Source organism: Tenacibaculum aestuariivivum, assembly GCF_964507685.1.
Classification (GTDB): Bacteria; Bacteroidota; Bacteroidia; order Flavobacteriales; family Flavobacteriaceae; genus Polaribacter; species Polaribacter aestuariivivum.
On record NZ_OZ208414.1, the window covers coordinates 247,045 to 267,603 of the forward strand.

Annotated in this window: 17 protein-coding genes; 1 reads left to right on the forward strand and 16 read right to left on the reverse strand. The window is 27.4% G+C overall.

Annotated features, from left to right (window positions below; translation table 11 throughout):
• Positions 1-42 precede the first annotated feature (42 nt).
• The 15 genes from ACN5J4_RS01000 to ACN5J4_RS01070 form a co-directional block, all read right to left on the reverse strand.
• Positions 43-1,200 carry an efflux RND transporter periplasmic adaptor subunit gene (locus ACN5J4_RS01000; protein WP_418650305.1) on the reverse strand — a complete coding sequence of 386 codons (1,158 nt, stop codon included), beginning with the start codon at positions 1,198-1,200 and terminating at the stop codon, positions 43-45.
• Positions 1,201-1,211: 11 nt separating this feature from the next.
• Positions 1,212-5,558 carry a CusA/CzcA family heavy metal efflux RND transporter gene (locus tag ACN5J4_RS01005; RefSeq protein ID WP_418650306.1) on the reverse strand — a complete coding sequence of 1,449 codons (4,347 nt, stop codon included), beginning with the start codon at positions 5,556-5,558 and terminating at the stop codon, positions 1,212-1,214.
• 78 nt (positions 5,559-5,636) lie between these two features.
• Positions 5,637-6,038, reverse strand: a complete 402-nt coding sequence (locus ACN5J4_RS01010) for a hypothetical protein (protein WP_418650307.1) — start codon at positions 6,036-6,038, stop codon at positions 5,637-5,639.
• A 595-nt stretch (positions 6,039-6,633) separates the two neighbouring features.
• Entirely contained in the window at positions 6,634-7,113 is a 480-nt protein-coding gene (locus tag ACN5J4_RS01015; protein WP_418650308.1) for an Lrp/AsnC family transcriptional regulator, read from the reverse strand.
• Positions 7,114-7,164: 51 nt separating this feature from the next.
• The gene (locus ACN5J4_RS01020) at positions 7,165-8,208 is read right to left on the reverse strand and encodes a M14 family zinc carboxypeptidase (RefSeq protein WP_418650309.1); all 1,044 of its coding nucleotides are present in this window, start codon (positions 8,206-8,208) and stop codon (positions 7,165-7,167) included.
• Positions 8,209-8,211: 3 nt separating this feature from the next.
• Positions 8,212-9,678 (reverse strand): aminotransferase class V-fold PLP-dependent enzyme, encoded by a 1,467-nt coding sequence (locus ACN5J4_RS01025; RefSeq protein ID WP_418650310.1) that lies wholly within the window; start codon positions 9,676-9,678, stop codon positions 8,212-8,214.
• Between the two features lie 89 nt (positions 9,679-9,767).
• Positions 9,768-10,640: a hypothetical protein gene (locus ACN5J4_RS01030; RefSeq protein ID WP_418650311.1), complete on the reverse strand. Its 873-nt coding sequence runs from the start codon at positions 10,638-10,640 to the stop codon at positions 9,768-9,770.
• A gap of 6 nt (positions 10,641-10,646) precedes the next feature.
• On the reverse strand, positions 10,647-12,038 hold the full coding sequence (gene glmM, locus ACN5J4_RS01035) for a phosphoglucosamine mutase (protein WP_418650312.1): 1,392 nt from the start codon (positions 12,036-12,038) through the stop codon (positions 10,647-10,649).
• A gap of 179 nt (positions 12,039-12,217) precedes the next feature.
• A complete protein-coding gene (gene rpsA, locus ACN5J4_RS01040) occupies positions 12,218-13,993 on the reverse strand; it encodes a 30S ribosomal protein S1 (RefSeq protein WP_418650313.1) in 1,776 nt (591 codons plus the stop codon).
• Positions 13,994-14,201: 208 nt separating this feature from the next.
• A complete protein-coding gene (locus ACN5J4_RS01045; RefSeq protein ID WP_418650314.1) occupies positions 14,202-14,573 on the reverse strand; it encodes a hypothetical protein in 372 nt (123 codons plus the stop codon).
• A 140-nt stretch (positions 14,574-14,713) separates the two neighbouring features.
• Positions 14,714-15,328, reverse strand: a complete 615-nt coding sequence (locus ACN5J4_RS01050; protein ID WP_418650315.1) for an IMPACT family protein — start codon at positions 15,326-15,328, stop codon at positions 14,714-14,716.
• Positions 15,328-16,191: an EamA/RhaT family transporter gene (locus tag ACN5J4_RS01055; RefSeq protein WP_418650316.1), complete on the reverse strand. Its 864-nt coding sequence runs from the start codon at positions 16,189-16,191 to the stop codon at positions 15,328-15,330. Before ACN5J4_RS01055 ends, ACN5J4_RS01050 begins: the two co-directional genes overlap by 1 nt.
• 1 nt (position 16,192) lies before the next feature.
• Complete coding sequence (locus ACN5J4_RS01060) at positions 16,193-16,801, reverse strand: HAD-IA family hydrolase (protein WP_418650317.1); 609 nt, start codon at positions 16,799-16,801, stop codon at positions 16,193-16,195.
• Complete coding sequence (ribD, locus tag ACN5J4_RS01065) at positions 16,794-17,849, reverse strand: bifunctional diaminohydroxyphosphoribosylaminopyrimidine deaminase/5-amino-6-(5-phosphoribosylamino)uracil reductase RibD (protein WP_418650318.1); 1,056 nt, start codon at positions 17,847-17,849, stop codon at positions 16,794-16,796. The genes ACN5J4_RS01060 and ribD overlap by 8 nt, the downstream gene beginning before the upstream one ends.
• A 5-nt stretch (positions 17,850-17,854) precedes the next feature.
• A complete protein-coding gene (locus ACN5J4_RS01070) occupies positions 17,855-18,277 on the reverse strand; it encodes an LEA type 2 family protein (RefSeq protein ID WP_418650319.1) in 423 nt (140 codons plus the stop codon).
• 275 nt (positions 18,278-18,552) lie between these two features.
• On the opposite strand from ACN5J4_RS01070, the gene prmC reads away from it, so the two are divergent.
• Positions 18,553-19,404, forward strand: coding sequence for a peptide chain release factor N(5)-glutamine methyltransferase (prmC, locus tag ACN5J4_RS01075; protein WP_418650320.1), 852 nt, complete (start codon positions 18,553-18,555; stop codon positions 19,402-19,404).
• 152 nt (positions 19,405-19,556) lie between these two features.
• On the opposite strand, the gene ACN5J4_RS01080 is transcribed toward prmC, so the two are convergent.
• Positions 19,557-20,468, reverse strand: coding sequence for a hypothetical protein (locus ACN5J4_RS01080; protein ID WP_418650321.1), 912 nt, complete (start codon positions 20,466-20,468; stop codon positions 19,557-19,559).
• Between the last annotated feature and the right edge of the window lie 91 nt (positions 20,469-20,559).

Below are 20,559 nucleotides of genomic sequence, written 5' to 3' on the forward strand. Positions count from 1 at the left end.
GGTAGATGATAAAAGCACCTACCTATTATTCTCTAAAGGTTATTACTCGCCTATTAAATTAAAAGCTCCTTTAATCAATATTTTATCTGTATCTTTTATACCTTTAAACGATTTTAATGAAACAAACTTATTATTTGTTTTACCAACTTTTACAGAAATAACATCAAAATAATATCCTTCATCATTTTTTTTAACTAATTTTAATACATTATAATCTTTTTCAGACACAACAACCGCAGTTTCTGGTAATGACTTTTCGATACTTGAACTTATTACAATACTAGCTTCAACAAACATACCTGTTATTAAATTCGTAGCATCTTTATTTTTTATATCACCATATACTTTTATAGTTCTACTATTATCTTCAATAACAGTTCCTATTAAGTGTATTTTTGCCTCATAAATTTGATTAGATGATTCTGGTATTTTAAAATTTATTTTTTGTCCCTTTTGTAAATTTAATATGTCTTTTTCAAATACAGATAATTCTATATGAAGGTTATTATTATTAATTATTTCTAAAATAACTGATGCAGGTGAAACATATGTTCCTTGAGTTACATTTATCTTTGAAATATTTCCCGTAATTGGAGCGTTAACTGTTACTATTGTACTAATATTACCTGCTGCTACACTTGCAGGTGCAATATGAAGCATTTCTAATTGTTTTCTTAATCCGTTATGACGAGCTTTTGCTGCTTTATAAATGCTTTGAGATTGAAGAAAGTTTTTTTGTGAAGTAATATTTTCAGCAAACATAGTTTTTTGTCGTTCAAATTCTGATTTTAAATATATAAGCTGTTCATTAAGCTCCATATATTCTTGTTGAATACGTATAAAATCTGGATTTTCAAGAGTTACAAGTGCTTGACCTCTATGTATTTTATCTCCTATTAAAAGTGGTGTATTTTTAATATACCCACCCATTTGAGCATAAACTACAGCCTTGTTTTGAGGGGGAACATCAATTAATCCACTAGTTTTAATCAATACTGGGAATAATTTATCTTCAATACTACCTAAAATCATTTTACCGTAATCAAATTGTTTTTTAGATACAAATAATAATTTATTATCTTGGTTTTTAATATTCTTATTTAATTCTTCTATAGATTTTTTTTCATTTTCAACTTTATTACTATTACAGCCAAAAAGTATAAATAATAAAATTAATATTTTATATAAAGTGCGTTGCATAATTGTTTAGTTTATAAGGTTAGATAATTGATATTTATTACAATATTGTTGTATTGGTTAAGCTTATTCAAATAGTCTAACTTAATTTCGTAAGCATTTTCTAAGCTTTGGATATATTGAAAAAAATCAATTTCTCCATTTTTAAAACTACCATTAGCCAACTTTAAAATTTCGGTAGACAGAGCTTTACCTTCTTTTTCATAATATAAAATATTTTTAGTTAAATATTTTTTTTTAATAATAAGAGACTTCAACTTTGTGTTTAATTGAATTTTGTGTTCACTAGCTTCTTTAACAGCTATTTCGGTTGCTATGTTAGCTGCTTTAATTTGACTAGATTTTCCGCCAAATAAAATAGGTATTTTTAAACCAATTTGATATCCATATAAATTATAATCAATTCCTGAATTTGTTCCTTGAAAATAAGAAATACTTATATCTGGTAAAAGTTGTTGTTTTTTTAAACCACTTGTAGCTTCTAGTAGTAAAATTTTATTTTGATAATAAGAAAGTTCTGCGCTTTTTTTAATATTTGTAGAAACAATAAGTGGTGTTTTAAAAGAATAATTTTTATCTATAATTAAAGTATCTACTGATTGTATAATATTTATTAAATTATTATAATTTAATAATACATTTTGTGTTGCTTCTAAGTATTTTAAATTAATTTGTTTTTGTTTTGAGGTTGCCATTATTTTTTCTAAATAATTAGTTTCTCCTAACTCAAAACGTCTTTTAGCAGCAGTTGAAAAATTAGTATAAAGGCTATCTAAAGTAGCAAAAATACGTTGCTTCTCTAATTGTATTTGGTACTTATAATATGCAACAGTAACTTTACGTTTTAATACTGTTTTTTCAATTTCATATCTGCTCTTAACAACAGCTAGATTTGCTTTTTTCACTTTGTTTTCTGAAAAATAAACTGTTGGAAATCGAAAGTCTTGCTGGACACCAAATAATTTTAAAGGTTTATTATTTATAGCTAAATTATTTTCATCAAATTCATAATAAACTTGAGTTTTATCAAAATTAAAATTATTTACTAATGCTTTTGATTCTTTTATCTTTAATTGATTTACTTTAAAACCACTATTATTTTCAATAGCTAAATTTATTAATTTATGAAGATTTTTAGGTAATTTATTTTGAGCATTTAAATTACTTATAGTAAGTAAAACTAATAAACTACTTAAACCTATTATTTTTTTATTAGATACATTTTTTTCACTCTTATCTTTTTTTAAATTATTGAAGTAAGCATATAGTACTGGTAATACTATTAACGTTAAAAGAGTTGCTGTAATTAAACCACCTACAACTACCGTTGCTAAAGGTCGTTGTACTTCTGCACCTGCATTAGTTGAAATAGCCATTGGTAAAAAACCAAAAGCAGCTGCAGTAGCTGTTAAAAGTACTGCACGTAACCTATCTTTTGTACCTTGTTTTATAAGTTGATTAATATTTTTGTAATTTCCTTGTTTTTTAAGCTCTTTAAAATGTTCTATTAATACAATACCGTTCAATACAGCAATACCAAATAATGCAATAAAACCAACTCCAGCAGAAATACTAAAAGGTAAGTTACGAATCCATAATAACAAAATTCCCCCAACAGCTGCTAGTGGAATTGCAGAGTATATTATTAAAGCTTCTTTAACAGATTTAAAAGCAAAATAAAGTAATATAAATATTAATATCAATGCAATTGGAACTGCTACTAATAATCGAGCTTTTGCACTTTGTAAGTTTTCAAATTGACCTCCATAAGTTATGGTATAACCTACAGGAAGTTTTATGTTTTTATTAATTAGCTCTTGAACATCATTTACTACAGATTCTAAATCTCTATTACGTACATTAACACCTACTACAATTCTCCGTCTAGTATTATCACGTGATATTTTTGCAGCACCTTTTTGGAATGTTATTGTGGCAAGTTCACTTAATGGTATTTTTCCACTATTAGGTGAATCAATATATAAATTTTTTAAATTATCTATGCCTGTACGTTGTTCTTTTTTTAATTTTACAACAAGGTCAAAACGTTTTTCACCTTCAAAAATATTTCCTATAGTTTTTCCTGCAAAACCCATAGCTACCATATCGTTTACATCTTGAATATTAAGTCCATATCTGGCAATTTTTATTCTATCAAAAGAAATATTCATTTCAGGAAGTCCTACAATTTTTTCAACAGAAATATCTGCAGCACCCGGAACATTTTTTATTAGCATACCTATTTCATTTCCTTTTTCTGAAAGTTTTTTAAGATTATCACCAAAAATTTTAATAGCAATATCTGCACGAACCCCTGTTATAAGTTCATTAAATCGCATTTCAATAGGCTGTGTAAACTCTACTTCCATTCCAGGAATAATAGCAAGAGCTTCTTTAAATTTATTTGCTAATTCATCTTTTGAGTTAGCAGATACCCATTTACTTTTGGGTTTTAAAACAATAATAACATCACTTTCTTCCATTGACATAGGATCCGTTGGCACTTCTGCAGCTCCTATACGAGTAACTACTTGTTTTACTTCTGAAAATTGTTCAAGTAATATTTTTTCAATTTGTGTTGTTATTTTTACGGTGTTACTTAAAGAAGTACCTGTTTTTAGTACTGGTTGAATTACAAAATCTCCTTCATCTAGTGTTGGTACAAATTCTCCTCCCATAATTGAATATAAATAAACCGACATTACTAGTAATAAACCTGCAATAATAAGTACTAATTTTTTACTTAGTAAAGCCCAATGTATAATGGGTTCATATATTTTATGAATCCATTTCATTAAACGAACCGATATATTTTTATTTGATGGTTTTATAGGCTTTAAAAATAATGAAGCAACAACTGGCACATAAGTAAAACATAATATCATTGCACCAATTAAAGCAAAACTAAAAGTTAATGCCATTGGTTTAAACATTTTACCTTCAACACCTGATAATGATAAAATAGGAATAAATACAATTAAAATAATAAGCTGACCAAAAACTGCAGATTTCATCATTTTAGAAGCACCTGTTAATGTAATTTTATCTTTAAAGTATTGTTGTTGTTTTTTAGGTAAAGCATTAATTTCTGATGTTTTTTGTGTTATTTGAAAGGCAATAAATTCTACTATAATTACTGCTCCATCAATAATAATTCCAAAATCAATAGCACCTAAACTCATTAAATTAGCGTCAACTCCAAAAATATACATTAAAGAAAGTGCAAATAATAAGCATAATGGAATTACTGAAGCGACTATAAGTCCTGAACGAAAATTACCTAAAAGTAAAACAACTATAAAAATTACAATTAAACACCCTAATATTAAATTTTCTGATATAGTAAAAGTTGTTTTAGCAATAAGATCACTCCTATCTAAAAAAGCATTTATATATATTCCTTCAGGTAAAGTTTTTGAAATTATAGCTACACGCTTTTTAACGGCTTCAATTACTTTTTTAGAGTTAGCATTTTTAAGCATCATTATTTGTCCGAGTACTTTTTCACCTTCTCCATTACCTGTAATAGCTCCAAAACGTGTTGCATTTCCATAACCAACATCAGCAACATCTTTAATATAAACAGGAAAATTTTCTTTATTTTTAATAACTATATTTCTAATATCCTCAAGTGAAGAGATTAACCCTTCACCTCTGATAAAGAAAGCTAAATTTATTTTTTCAATATAACTTCCTCCTGAAATACTGTTATTTTTCTCTAAAGCTATAAATATTTCACTCGCAGTAATATTCATAGCCTTTAACTTTTCTGTATTAATAGCTACTTCATATTGTTTTAAAAACCCTCCCCAAGTATTTACTTCTACAACACCTGGAATACCAGAAAGTTGTCGTTTTACTACCCAATCCTGAATAGTTCGTAAATCTTCTGCATTATAATTATCTTTATAAGCAGGTTTTACATCTAAAATATATTGATAAATTTCACCTAAGCCCGTAGTTATTGGCCCCATCTCTGGGGTTCCAAAACCTTTAGGAATTTTATCAGAGGCTGATTTTATTTTTTCAGCAATTAATTGACGTGGTAAATATGTTCCCATTTCTTCATTAAAAACAATGGTAACTACTGATAATCCGAACTTTGATACTGATCTAATTTCTTTAACACCAGGTAAATTTGCCATTTCTAATTCCACAGGATATGTTATAAATTGTTCCATATCTTGCGTAGAAAGATTCCGTGATGTTGTAATTACTTGTACCTGATTATTAGTAACATCAGGTACAGCTCCTATAGGAATTTGTGATAATGAATACAGCCCAAATCCTATAATAAGGCATGTAAATAAAAAAACAAAAAGTTTATTTTTTAAACTAAAATTAATAATATATGATAGCATATTCCATAAAAATAATAAACGTTAATAACACCCCAAATTTGTAAATAAAAATGGGTTCTCTTAAATGATTATAAATGATTATGAATATCTTGGTGGTTGTAAAATTTTCACCTTAAATACTGATGAAATTGGTGTTTTATAAAAGAAATTTGGTTTATTAAGTGATAAAAAACAAACTCTTTTAAAAACATTTGTTATACTTGAATCAATAATAGCTGTTAGTAAAAATAAGTGTGTACAATTATTATTAAACGGTAATTTTTGATGATCTTCTTGTTGCTCTTGATGTTCTTGGTTATGATTTATTTTTAATTTCCCATAATGTTTTGAAATAAAAGTAAAAACATTATCTCCATACTCTTTATTATGAAACTGAGCATGTTCTATAAACTCACCTATTTTAGAGAAGTCATGAAAACTTATTCCAAAACTTTGGAATACTATGATTAAAGATAATACTATGGATAATAATTTATTCACAAATACAAATATACATATATTTTATATTCACTAAATATAGTAATACTACTTTTAGTATCTCCTTTACTACTTTTTTTAGGTATAAATCATAAAAATGATTCTTCAAATAATTATTTTTTTAACATCCTTATAATCTTTGCATAAAAAGGTTTAGTAGAAAAAATTACTTAATTCTTGTTCAAAATCTCATTTTAGATGTATTTTTTAAAAAAACACTTTGAATATTCTGTTTTTATTTCTTTGATAGTTTGTAGTATTAATGCTAGAAATTAAAATACAAAATTTTAAAATTGACATCTAACTGAAAGTAAAAACTTTATATTTAAAATAATAGATTTTAAATATATAAAGAGAATAATAAATTGGAAGTTGAAAAAAATACTAAGGTTATATACAAAGTTTTTTTATTAGTTTAAGCAACATTAAATTAAAATTAAAGCTAAATAGTGTGTAACACTTTTGACCAAATAAAACGTATGTAAGCATATTTAATAGCCAATATTACAAAACTTAAAATAATTTTAAAAAACATTTATTTTACAAAAAAAACTTCCATAATTAATTATGGAAGCTTTTTTTGTAAAAATACTTAGCTTTATATTTCTTTAAAAATAGCGTGCATTAAGCGTTTCTTATCGTTTATGCTTTCTTCTAAAGAAATCATGGTTTCAGTACGGTTTACACCTCTAATGTCATCCATTTTATAAATAACATCTTTAGCATCATAAGTACTTTTCGCTCTTACTTTACAAAATATATTATATTTACCTGTTGTAACATAAGCTACAGTTACATTAGGTATTAGTTGTAAACTATCTAAAACATGCTGTGTCATAGATGTTTTTTCTAAATATACACCAACATGAGCTATAAAAGTGTATCCTAATTTATCATAATTCAATGATAATGTTGAGCCTTTTATAATACCTTCATCTTCCATTTTTTTTACACGTACATGTATTGTACCTGCTGATACTAATAATTTTTTTGCAATGTCTGTAAATGGGGTACGAGCATTTTCAATTAAGATGTCTAAAATTTGATGATCAATTTCATCTAGTACAAACTTTTTCATTCGTTTTTTTTCAGATAATACCATTAAGATAGGGGGTTTAGGGTTTGTTTTTTAGTTTATTTCTTTATGTCCAATATAAGAAGTTAAGTCTCCTTCTTTTTGTTTAATTAAATTTAATACAAATTTACCATTTTCTATTGTTTCTTCATACTGATAAGCCACATCTTTTTGATTATTTTTTGATCTATATATAACATCATAAAAATTTTTGATATTACTAGGTATAGATAAATACTCCAAATAATTTGTAAAATCTTTTGTTACGGAAATATAATATATTCCTTGTAATAATGCATAAAAATTATATTTACGTACATTTTCTCTATCATAATCATTAGGATAATGCCCAGCTTCTATTAAAACTGTATTATATCCTAATCTTTGAAAATTGTCTCCTGTTGCTGTTGGATAAAACTCATCTGTATATCTACCAATATGATTAGGAATTACTTTTTGTAATAAATTATTCATTGATATAATTACATTCATGGTTTGTTTACGGCCTTTTGTAATTTTACGACTTTCTTCTTCTGATGGAGCTAAAAATGAAATTGTAGCTGGGTTTTTAGTTCCTTCAACACCAAAAATAGTTCTTTGATCATGAAGGTTAAAACAAAATTTAGGGTTTACAGTTTCTAAAATTTCACGTAATAACTTACTCTCTTTAGCTTGTAAAGCAGTAGCATCTCTATTTAAATCGATATTATTTGCATTAAAGCGCGTGTATACTTCTGCCCCATCAGGATTCAGCATAGGAACAATTGTAATCTCACAATTTAATAAAATTGATTTTACAATATCTGCATTTTTATATAATTTAATAAATTTTAAAAAATCAAATATAGCTTTGGTTCCTGTACTTTCATTACCATGCATTTGACTCCAAATAAGTATTTTTATGTTACCAGTACCTGTTTTTAATTGATAAATTTCCTTATTTTTTTCAGAATACCCTATTATAGTTGAGTTAATAATATTATCTAAATCGCTATAAAGAGGTTTAATGTCTTCAATAGTAATGTGTCTACCTATTATTCTTGTTTCTTTTATTGTTGAATAATTTTTTTCTAAAAAAGAGGTGTTTAGTAAATTCATATATTATAAGGAAAACCAATCTGCTATTAATATTTTTTCTATTGGTTCAGCAGATATATGTGTGTAATCATTTTTAATTATATCATATTGATAGTCTTTTGACCATTTTTCAATATTATGTGTTAATGTTTTTAAAGAAGTACAAATAAACTCTACTTCATTATCTGTAATAGTAGGATGTATTGATAAACGAATCCAGCCTGGTTTTTCGGTATTGCAGCCTTCTAAAATTTGACCTTTAATTTTATTTGAGGTGTTTTGATCTACATTTAATAAAAAATGACCATAAGTGCCAGCACATGAACAGCCACCTCTTGTTTGAATTCCAAAACGATCGTTTAATAATTTAACAACTAAGTTAAAATGATATTTTTCATAATAAAAAGAAAAAATACTCAATCGATCTTTGTGATTTGGAGCCAATATTTTTACACCATCTAAATTTTCCAGACAATTAAAAATAATAGGGTTTATTTCATCTTCACGTTGCTTCATTTTATCAGTACCCATTTGGTTTTTCAACTGAATAGATAATGCTATTTTTATGGTTTGCAAAAAAGCAGGTGTGCCTCCGTCTTCACGTGTTTCAACATCATCAAAATAATCGTGACCTCCCCAAGGATTTGTGTAGCTTACTGTACCACCACCAGGGTTGTCAGGAATCATGTTTTTATACAATTTTTTATTAAAGATTAATACTCCCGAACTACCAGGTCCTCCTAAAAATTTATGAGGGGAAAAAAAGATAGCGTCTAAATATTCATTATCATTTTTAGGGTGCATATTTATGTTTACATAGGGTGCTGAGCAAGCAAAATCAACAAAACATAATCCTCCATATTTATGAATTAAAGCAGCTACTTTATGATAATCAGTTTTTATACCTGTTACATTTGATGCTGCAATAATTGATACTATTTTTATAGGCCTATCAATGTGTTTTTTAATAGTTTCTTCAAAATTATTTAAACAAATTAATCCAACCTCATTACAAGGAACTACCACAACATCAGCAATTGTCTCTATCCATGAGGTATGATTTGAGTGGTGTTCCATGTGACTCACAAAAACAATAAGGCGTTTTTCTTTAGGTATTACTGTATGCTCTTTTAAATTTTCAGAAACCTTTAAACCTAATATTCGTTGAAATTTATTTACCACTCCGGTCATTCCTGAACCTTCAGTAATTAATACATCATTTTTTGATGCGTTTACATGCTGTTTTATAATATTTCTAGCTTCATGATATGCTAGTGTCATAGCAGCACCTGATGTTGATGTTTCGGTATGAGTATTGGCTACAAAAGGACCAAAATTATTCATCAACTTTTCTTCAATGGGTCTATACAATCTTCCACTAGCAGTCCAATCTGTATATAACATTTTTTTTTCACCATAAGGTGATTGATATACTTGATTGATACCTATAATATTATTCTTAAATTTATTAAAATACTGTTCTAAATTCATAATAATATATTATATGTGGTGTAAATTTAGTACTACTACATAAAACAGCCTAAAAAATTTATAATATAAACTTATTTGTGTTTTTTGTTTTAAAGGTTAAACTTACCTCCTATTAAAATAGTGTTTTCAAAAAAGAAAAAACTTTGAGATGCTTTATCTGAAGGGTTGACTGTGGTTCTAATATCTGACATATATATGTGCCCTGCTTTTAAATCTGCTTGCACAAAAAAGTGCTTTAAAAAAGTAATATTTATACCTGCACCAATAGATGCTCCATAGCCTGATAAATGAAACTCATCATTTCTTTTACCACCTAAAAGTGTTGAATTTGTTTTTGGATATAAAATTCCTAATCCAAACCCTTCAGTTAAATTAATTTGTAAGTTTTTTAAATTTAAACCAAACCAATGACTTACATCATCAAAACGTTTTAATTCTACATTTACATAATTTAATCCATCAGTGTGTTCAAAACGTAAAAAATCAGCTTCTAAATTAATTTTTTCATTATTATAAATACCATCATATTTGGCATTTCCTATATTAATGTTTCCGTTTATTTTAACGTTTTGATCAGCAATCATTACATATTTCATATGGTCTACCCCTATAGAAATCGTATAGTTTTCTTTAAAAAAATACCCTATTCTGTAATTTGTTTGTGGAATTGTAACCCTACCTGGATTAAAATAATCATTAAATGAAAATTTTGTTTGTCTGTCTTGAGCTTTTACCTTTGATAAGGTAAAAGCATAATTATCTCCTTTAAATCGAATATCAGAATCAGTATAACTAGACCAGTTCCATCCCCAGTATACGAAAAACTTTCCTTTATTAGTTACTTTCTTTTTTTTGATAATGAAATTATCTCCCTTATTACTATCTTCTTTCTCCTGTCCTATTACTGATGATGCCGTTAAAACCATCATCAGTAAATTCAAACTAATTGTTCTTAATTTCAAAACTTGTTATTTTATTATTTGTTCTATTTCTGTTATGAATCTTTCAGCAAGTGTGTCAGCCTTTTTTTGACTAGTACTTTCTGTATAAATTCTGATAATTGGTTCAGTATTCGATTTACGTAGATGAACCCACTCGTTTTCGAAATCAATTTTTACACCGTCAATTGTGTTAACATCTTCATTTTGATATTTTAAAGTCATTTTTGATAAAATTTCATCAACATCAATTTGCGGAGTTAATTGAATTTTGTTTTTACTCATAAAATAACTAGGGTACGAATCTCTTAATTCTTTACAAGATATTTTCTTTTTCGCTAAATGCGATAAAAATAAGGCAACACCAACTAAAGAATCACGTCCGTAATGAGATGCAGGATAAATAATTCCTCCATTTCCTTCACCACCGATTACTGTATCAGTATCTTTCATCATTTGAACTACGTTTACTTCACCTACTGCTGAAGCTGTATAAGTTCCACCATGTTTTTGAGTAACATCACGTAAAGCTCTTGATGATGATAAATTAGAAACAGTATTTCCACCGCCTAATTTACCTAATACGTAATCCGCACAAGCAACTAAGGTATATTCTTCACCAAACATAGATCCATCTTCAGATATTAAAGCTAACCGGTCAACATCAGGATCAACAACAATACCTAAATCAGCTTTTTTCTTTACTACTAATTTAGAAATATCTGTTAAGTTTTCTTTTAAAGGTTCTGGATTATGAGGAAATTTACCATTTGGCTCACAATATAATTCGATACATTTAACACCTAATTCTTTTAATAAAGCAGGAATAAAAATTCCTCCAGTAGAATTAACACCATCAACAACAACTTTGAATTTTGCTTTTTTAATGGCTTTTACATCAACTAAATCTAATTTTAATACTTCTTTAATGTGTTTCTTTAAATAACGCTTATTCTTTTTGTAAGTACCTAAATCATCAACCTCAGCGAACGTAAAATCTTCACTATCTGCTAAAGCTAAAATTTCTTTTCCATCAGCACCATTTAAAAACTCTCCTTTTTCATTTAACAATTTTAAAGCATTCCATTGTTTTGGATTATGAGAAGCTGTTAAAATAATTCCTCCTTCGGCTTTTTCTAACGGAACAGCAATTTCAACAGTTGGTGTTGTAGATAAACCTAAATCAACTACATTAATACCTAATCCAACTAAAGTATTTGCTACTAAATTGCTAATCATTTTACCAGAGATACGCGCATCTCTACCAATAACAACTTTAATCTTTTTAGTTGTTGGATTTCTTTTGATTATAAAAGCACCGTAAGCTGCTGCAAATTTAACAGCGTCTAATGGTGTAAGGTTTTCACTAGGCTTTCCTCCTATTGTTCCTCTAATTCCTGATATAGATTTTATAAGTGTCATAGTATATTTTAAAATTTTAGCACAAATATAAAGTTATTTAAGTATTTATTGATTTCTAACACTTTCTTTAACATATGCTTTTAAACTGTTTTATTTGATGAGGTTATTTAATTAAAAAATAAAATATAAAAAAACCCGCTACTTTCGTAACGGGTTTTAAGATTTATGATAAAGAAATATTATTTTCCTTCCATTTTTCTTTTTAATTCAGCTAATCCACCAATATCTCCTAAAGTAGTTTTTTCTACGTCAGCAGCTTTTTTAGCAGCAGCCTTGATGTTTTTCTTTTCTTCTTCTTTGAAAAGAGAAGTATGAGAAACAACAATTCTTCTGTATTCTTTACTAAATTCAGTAACGATGAACTTTACAGCATCACCTTTTTCTAATTTAGAACCGTCTTCTTTTTCTAAGAAACGAGTTGGAGCGAATGCTTCGATACCATCTGCAAAAGTTACAGTTGCACCTTTATCATTCTTTTCCTTGATAGAACCTTCGTGAGTAGATCCGATTGCATACGTAGCTTCATGAGCATCCCAAGGATTATCTTGAGTTTGCTTATGACCTAAGTTTAACTTACGGTTTTCAACGTCTAATTCTAAAACTTGAACTTCTAATTTATCACCAACAGTAACAAAATCTGATGGGTGCTTAATTTTCTTAGTCCAAGATAAATCAGAGATATATACTAATCCGTCAATTCCTTCTTCTAATTCAACAAACACACCAAAGTTAGTATAGTTACGTACAGTACCAGTATGAGTTGAGTTTACAGGGTATTTAGCAGTAATATCAGTCCAAGGATCTGGATGTAATTGCTTCATACCTAATGACATTTTACGGTCTTCACGGTCTAAAGTTAAAATTTGAGCTTCAACCTCATCACCAACTTTTACGAAATCTTGCGCAGAACGTAAGTGAGTAGACCAAGACATTTCAGAAACGTGAATTAAACCTTCAACACCTTCTTCAACCTCAACAAAAGCACCATAATCAGCTAAAACAACAACTTTTCCTTTAACTTTATCACCAACTTTTAAGTCAGTATTTAAAGCTTCCCAAGGGTGAGAAGATAATTGCTTTAATCCTAATTGAATTCTAGATTTGTTGTCATCAAAGTCTAAAATTACAACATTTAATTTCTGATCTAATTCAACAACCTCATTCGGGTGGTTAATACGAGACCAAGATAAATCAGTAATATGAACTAAACCATCAACACCACCTAAATCAACAAATACACCATAAGAAGTAATGTTTTTAACAACACCTTCTAATACTTGTCCTTTTTCTAATTGACCGATGATTTCTTTCTTCTGATCTTCTAAATCAGCTTCAATTAATGCTTTATGCGATACTACTACGTTTTTAAATTCGTGGTTGATTTTAACAACTTTGAATTCCATAGTTTTCTCTACATACTGATCGTAGTCTCTAATAGGCTTCACATCAATTTGAGAACCTGGTAAGAATGCTTCAATACCAAATACATCAACGATCATACCTCCACGAGTTCTACACTTAACAAAACCGTTAACTATTTCACCAGTAGCATGTGCATTGTTTACACGTTCCCATGCCTTAATTACACGCGCTTTTTTGTGTGATAATACTAATTGACCAGAAGCATCTTCTCTTTTGTCAACTAATACTTCAACAGCATCACCAAGTTTTAAACCTGGATTGTAACGAAATTCATTTAAAGAAATAGCTCCTTCTGACTTTGAGTTGATATCAATAATAGCATCTCTTTCAGTAATTCTTGTAACGGTACCTTCAATAACATCACGTTCATTAACGAAACCTACGGTACCTTCTAAAGCTTTTTCGAATTCTTTTAATTTAGATTCATCAACTTCATCAATACCTTCTTCGTATTTATGCCAATTAAATGTTGCTAAAAATTCTGCTGGATTTACTGTAACTGCTTCAGCAGTTGTGTTTTTTTCTTCAGACATGTCTGAAATAATTTTTGTATCTTTATGTTAGTCAGATTATTAACAATACTAACGTATAAAGAGAAATTAAACTTATATAATTTTTTTGCACCTTTTATAAATCTGCTATCGTAAAAAGGCGTGCAAATTTACGGATTTTTATTTAAATATCCTATAAAGCTTTTGATTTTAAGTAAATTAGAAAACTTTTTGTTATTACGAATTTATTTTACTCATCTTCCTCATCGTAATAATCTTCATCATCTGTGTTAGGTTTTAATAAAAATTTTGAAATTATGTTATTATCCAATTTCATAAAGTCATTATAAAGAATTTCAATTGCTTCATTGCTCGATTTTTTTGCTTTTAATAAATCATATGCTTTAGCAGGAGCATCTTTAATAGAATTTTTAACAAGCCTCTTACCGTTTTCAATAATTTCTAATTTTGAAAATCCACGATCAACAAAAGGCTTTATATTGCCAACAACACTAATTGCCGCTCCTCTACAAATGTTTTCTTTTGTAAGTTCTATTGTTTGGGAAAAAAGTTGAACTGACATAAAAAGAAATAATAATATTGATAAATTTCTTAAATTCATTGTTTATTTTTTTTAAAAATTTAAATTACTACTAAGCTAATTAATTTTAATTTTATAAAAAAAATATCTGAATAAATAATTCGTACTACATACCTAAATATTAACTAACAGGTTTTTCAAACTATTTGATAATTAAAAAATTAATTCATCTCTTTTATTTCGACTTTAAATAAATTATTGAAAATTTCAAAAATAGCCTCTGCGTCTTTTTTACGAACAGACAAGGTGTACTGACAGTCTATTTCTAATTTCTGAGCAATAATATTTAAATTACGCTCTTTAATAACACGTTGTACTTTATTCATCATATCATAACCAAAACTTAATTGATATAATGTGTCAATAGTTTTTTCCTTGATATCACAAGCCTCTAAAGCGTATTGAGCAGAAGTACGATAAGCGTTAATAAGTCCGCCAACCCCAAGTTTTGTACCTCCAAAGTAACGTACAGAAACAATTAATATATTGGTAACTTCAAATGCTTGTATTTGTCCGTAAATAGGCATTCCTGCCGAGTTACTTGGTTCTCCATCATCATTAGCTCTAAAACGAATTTTTTCAGTACCAAACTGCCAGGCGTAACAGAAATGACGTGCGGCATGATGTTTTTTTCTTAAACCTTCTATTGCTTCTTTAACCTCATCTTCTGATGATACAGGAAAAGCATATCCGAAGAATTTACTATTTCTATCTTTAAACAATGTTTCTTCGGATGAAACATCAATTGTTTTATAGGTGTCTTTTATATTATTCATTATGCCCAAGCTACTAATAAAATACTAATTATTGCCAATCCTATTCCTATAAAATTTTTTTTAACTAATTTTTCCTTAAAAAAAAACAAAGCAAAGGTTGTAGTTAAAACAACTACTGACACGTTATTTATGGTAAATAATGTTGAACTTTCTAAACCTTTTGTTTGTAATGCTTTTAATAAAAACTCCATCGAATAATAATTAGGAACACCTAATATAACACCAGCAACACAATTTTTCCAATGAAATTTAAAATTGTTTTTTATTATTTGTAATAAAATAAAAATACAACCAAAGATAAAAGCAACACCAAAAATAGTTGCTAAAAACATAGGCACATATTTAGTTGAAACATAAAAAATTTCCATATACTTTAAACCAGCATCAATAATTCCTGAGCCTATAAATAATAGTAATGGATAAATTAAGTTTTTAAACTTTACAGGTGATGTATCACTTTTTGCAGATGACAAGTATACTGCAATGAGTGCTATTAAAATACCTGTTATTTTTATTACATTAATGCTTTCGTTATATAAAAAAATACCTGTAGAAATTGGAATAACTACAGACATTTTACCTGATACTGAAGCTACAGATAAACCATTTTTTTGAGCAGTTAACCCCATTATATTAAATATTGCAATAAATAAAAAACCTAAACAAAAAGCTCCCAAAAACCAAGGTTGTTGTGGTACTTGAGTTATAGGTAAATTTATTGTTGATGCATATATTCCAAAAGGAATTGCAATAGCATAATTTATAACAATAGCATGCGAAGTATTTATTTTAAAAACAGAAAACAGCTTAAAAATAACAAATAATAAACTAGATATTAAAATACTTATAAATAAATAAATCACTTTAAAACTCTTTTCTTTCTAGCAAAGTAACAATATCTTCTTTTCCAGGTATTAAATTCCATACTTGTACTCCTAAGTTTTTAGCAGTATCTGTATTTTCCTTTAAATCATCAATAAAAAAAGTTTCTGATGCTTTTAAATTATTTTCAGTTAAAACAAACTCGTAAATATTTGCATTTGGTTTTCTGAAATTTATTTCATGTGATAAATAAAACTGTTCAAAGCAATTTTTAAACTCCTTGTATAAATCTGCTCCCCAGTTATTTTGTATCCATGATATATGTAAATCATTGGTATTACTTAGTAAAAATAATCGATAATTATTTGACGCTGCTAATTCTTTTAAAAAAGTAAATCGATGTAATGGAAAATCTAGCAAAATAGCATTCCAAGCATTAATTAAATTTTTACTGTTTAGTTTAGGAAACTTATTTTTATAAAAACTAACAAATTCATTTGTAGAAATTAACCCCATTTCGTATTTATGATAGGTTAATATCATATCATCAGTAATGTTTGTTACTCCTAGCTTAGCCATTTCTTTATAAGTAGCCTGTTTATCTAGGTTTATAAAGATATCTCCAAAATCGAAAACGATATTTTTAATCATTTATATATTTTTTTAATACATCATTTTCAATGTATTCTTTTTTTATTAATTGCCCATTGATTTTAGGAGCTTCTACTCCTTTTTTAAATGTTTTTTCACCTACAAAAATCATTGCTTCATCCCATATATTAGCGTTTATAAATGATTGTAACGTTTGTGTTCCTCCTTCAATAATTACAGACTGAATTTGGTGTTTTTGTAATACGTTGCAAATTTGTACCACTATATTACTAGTAAAATCAATTTGCTCAAAAAATATATTTTTTTCAGATTGCTCTTTTTGTCTTATGATTTTTTCAACTTTACTTGTTAAAACAATCGTTTTTACATTGCCATCAAAAACAGTAGCATTTTTAGAAATACGTAAACTTTTATCTAAAATAACTCTAATAGGGTTTTCTCCTGACCAATTACGTACCGTTAGTGAAGGGTTATCAGCTATAACTGTATTTGTACCTACTAAAATAGCTTGTTCTTTACTTCTTAATTTATGAACTAATTGTTGAGAGTATATATTAGAAATCCAAACAGGACTTTTCTCTTTTTTGGTTAATGGAGCTATAAAATTATCACTAGTTTGAGCCCATTTTAAAATAACGTACGGACGTTTTTTATTTTGAACTGTAAAAAAACGTTTATGGTGCGTTTTACATTCTTTTTCTAAAATTCCTTCAACTACATTTACTCCTGCATTTTTTAAACGTTCAATTCCTTTTCCTGCAACTAAACTATTGGTATCTAAACAACCAACAATAACATTAGGTATTTTGTTTTTTATAATTAAATCTGCACAAGGGGGGGTTTTACCAAAATGTGCACAAGGCTCTAAAGTTACATAAATAGTTGACTTGTGTAAAAGCGCTTTATTTTTAACAGCATTTATAGCATTTACTTCGGCGTGGTTTCCTCCATAAACGCTTGTATATCCTTCACCTATAATTTTATTTTCATAAACTATAACTGCACCTACAGAAGGATTAGGGCGTGCAGTTCCAATACCATTTTTAGCTAGTTGTAAACAACGTTTTATGTATTTTTCGTGATTCACAAAAATTAAAATTTAATATTAATATTTTCTATTTTATCAACAGGATATATATGTGAAAAACCTAAAACTTTGTAGCGTAAATCACCTTTAAACTGAACTTTTATACTTTTATTTAAAAATGAATTAAGCAATCCTCCTAAAAATCCATTTTTATTATCTTTAAATACTTTCCTTGTAGGTATTGCAACATTTAAAGGAATAGAAAATTCTTTACGTGCAGGCACCTTAAATTCTTCAGATGAAACTTGGGCAATTTCTACACCATTTATAAGAACCTTAATTTCATCAGTTGCAATTTTTCCACTAATATCATTTGGATTTTTAAAAAAAGCGTTTGCTTTTAATCGAATAGTATCAGACTTAATAGTAGTAACTTTAACATCATCTACTTTTATAAATATTGGCTTCTTTTTTATAGAGCAACTCACTACAGACAATATAGTTATAAAAAACATTATTTTATTCATATAATTTTTTAGCTAATTTTATTAATAGTACGAAAATAACATATTCTCATGAGTCCTTTGTTGTTTTATTACCCAAAAAGGTGGTTAAAATTAATATGATAGACTATTTATTAAAATTTCTTTAACTCATTACTTTAACCAATATTAAAGTTATAATCACCATATAGAAAACTAGTTGTGAACTCTAAAAAATGTACTTTTGCTTAACACAAGCTTTATTTTAACGAATAAGAAACATGAAGTTACAGGAATTTAAAAAAGAATTTACATCTAAATTATTAACAATATATCCACAAACTGAAATTGACACTTTTTTCTTTTATCTGATGGAGTCTTATTTAAGTTTGGAGCGAATTACTTTGATTACACAACCTAATTTTGAAATAACCGAAGTAAAAAAAGTTCTGTTAAATAATGCTTTAAAAAGGTTACAAAAACAGGAACCTATTCAATATATTTTAGGGAATACGGAGTTTTATGGACTTCCTTTTTTAGTAAATAGCAATACTTTAATTCCTAGACCTGAAACTGAAGAGTTGGTAACTTGGATTTTAGAACAAGATTTTTTAAAAATACATTGTTCTTCTATTTTGGAAATTGGAACAGGAACAGGTTGTATACCTATTAGTTTGAAAAAGAATTTACCTAGCACTACTATTACGGCAATAGATATCTCTAAAGATGCTTTAAAAATAGCAAAAAAAAATGCGCTATTAAATAATGTTTCAGTTAATTTTATAACTCAAGATATTTTAAAAACTCGAAAATTAAAGGGGTTGTTTGACATTATAGTTTCTAACCCTCCTTATGTTCGAGAATTAGAAAAAGTAGAAATTAAAAAAAATGTACTTGAAAATGAACCGCATTTAGCGTTGTTTGTTCCTAATGAAACCCCACTAATTTTCTATAATAAAATTGCTGATTTAGCCAAAAAAAACTTGACAAAAAACGGATTATTGTTTTTTGAAATTAATCAATATTTAGCTAAAGAAACCTCAGTAATGTTATCTAAAAAGGGATTTAAAAATATAGAAATAAAAAAAGATTTTATAGGAAATGATAGAATGATAAAAGCTAGTTTAATATAAATTTAAGCAATCAAGTAATTCTGTAAATTGCTTGAGTTGTAATAAAACGTACTTTTTTAGCTAATTTTTATAAATGTATGTTACAACTAAATACTTATTTATTTTAAAAAAAAAGCGAATAACTAAAAAGTTAATCGCTTTTTTTTATTTTATTACTTTTTATTTTTACCAAAAACATAAGTAATTCCAAAATTTAATCCCCATGATGAATATGGAACCGTTTGTGACAACTGTTTTGTTGCTAAAGGATTAGTATTTGCTTCATAATTTTCTACTAAGGTCAATGTGTTTTCGTAATAAATTTTGTTATTAATTAAAGGAAGAAGTGTTTTAAAATTTTCTTTCAAAACACTACTTGCTGCTACAGTTTGTAATAATTGATCTCTAGTTATAGATTGACCACCTAAAGTAGCTGAAAAATCACTTATTTCTGAAGTATTTCTAGTAACACTAATTCCTAAATACTCAACCTCACCAAATAGCTCTAAATTTTTACCAATAGTATGTTTATAACCAATAGCACCAATAAAACCAATAGGAAATTTACCTTTAAAATCTCTAGTTAAATCAATATCTAAAGGTACTACAACTCCTGCAGGTGCTAATGGATTTAATACATTAGCAGGTAAATTAGCATTAACCTTACCAATAACTTCAGTTTTACCTCCTATTTTAGTTAAAGCTCCAGCTCTTCCATAAAAGTTTTTAGTTATATTATAAACAGCAGAAAAAGATAAACCATAAGCCCTACCTCTAGATTTTATATCTACAAATGGTTGATTAGGAACATCAACATAAATAGATGTTTGATTTGCTCCATGTAAATAACCGGCAGCTACTTCAACCCCCCATTTATCATTAAAAAAATAACCGGTTCTTAATTGTGTATGAGACCCCTCTCCATAACTACCATAAGTGTTTTCGACACTATTAGTTGTTGTTTTTGTTCCCATCTTAGAATCAGCGGCAGCAAAAGAATAACCACTACTAGCTGATATATAAAATTGACCTTTTGCAGAAATTGATATTAAAATAACAATTACTAATAAAATATTTTTGTTCATGATATTATTTTTAAATTAATAATGTATAAAGCTATAAAATAAAAAAGAATAGACAACTATGTTTATTTAAAAATATTGGCAAATTATTATT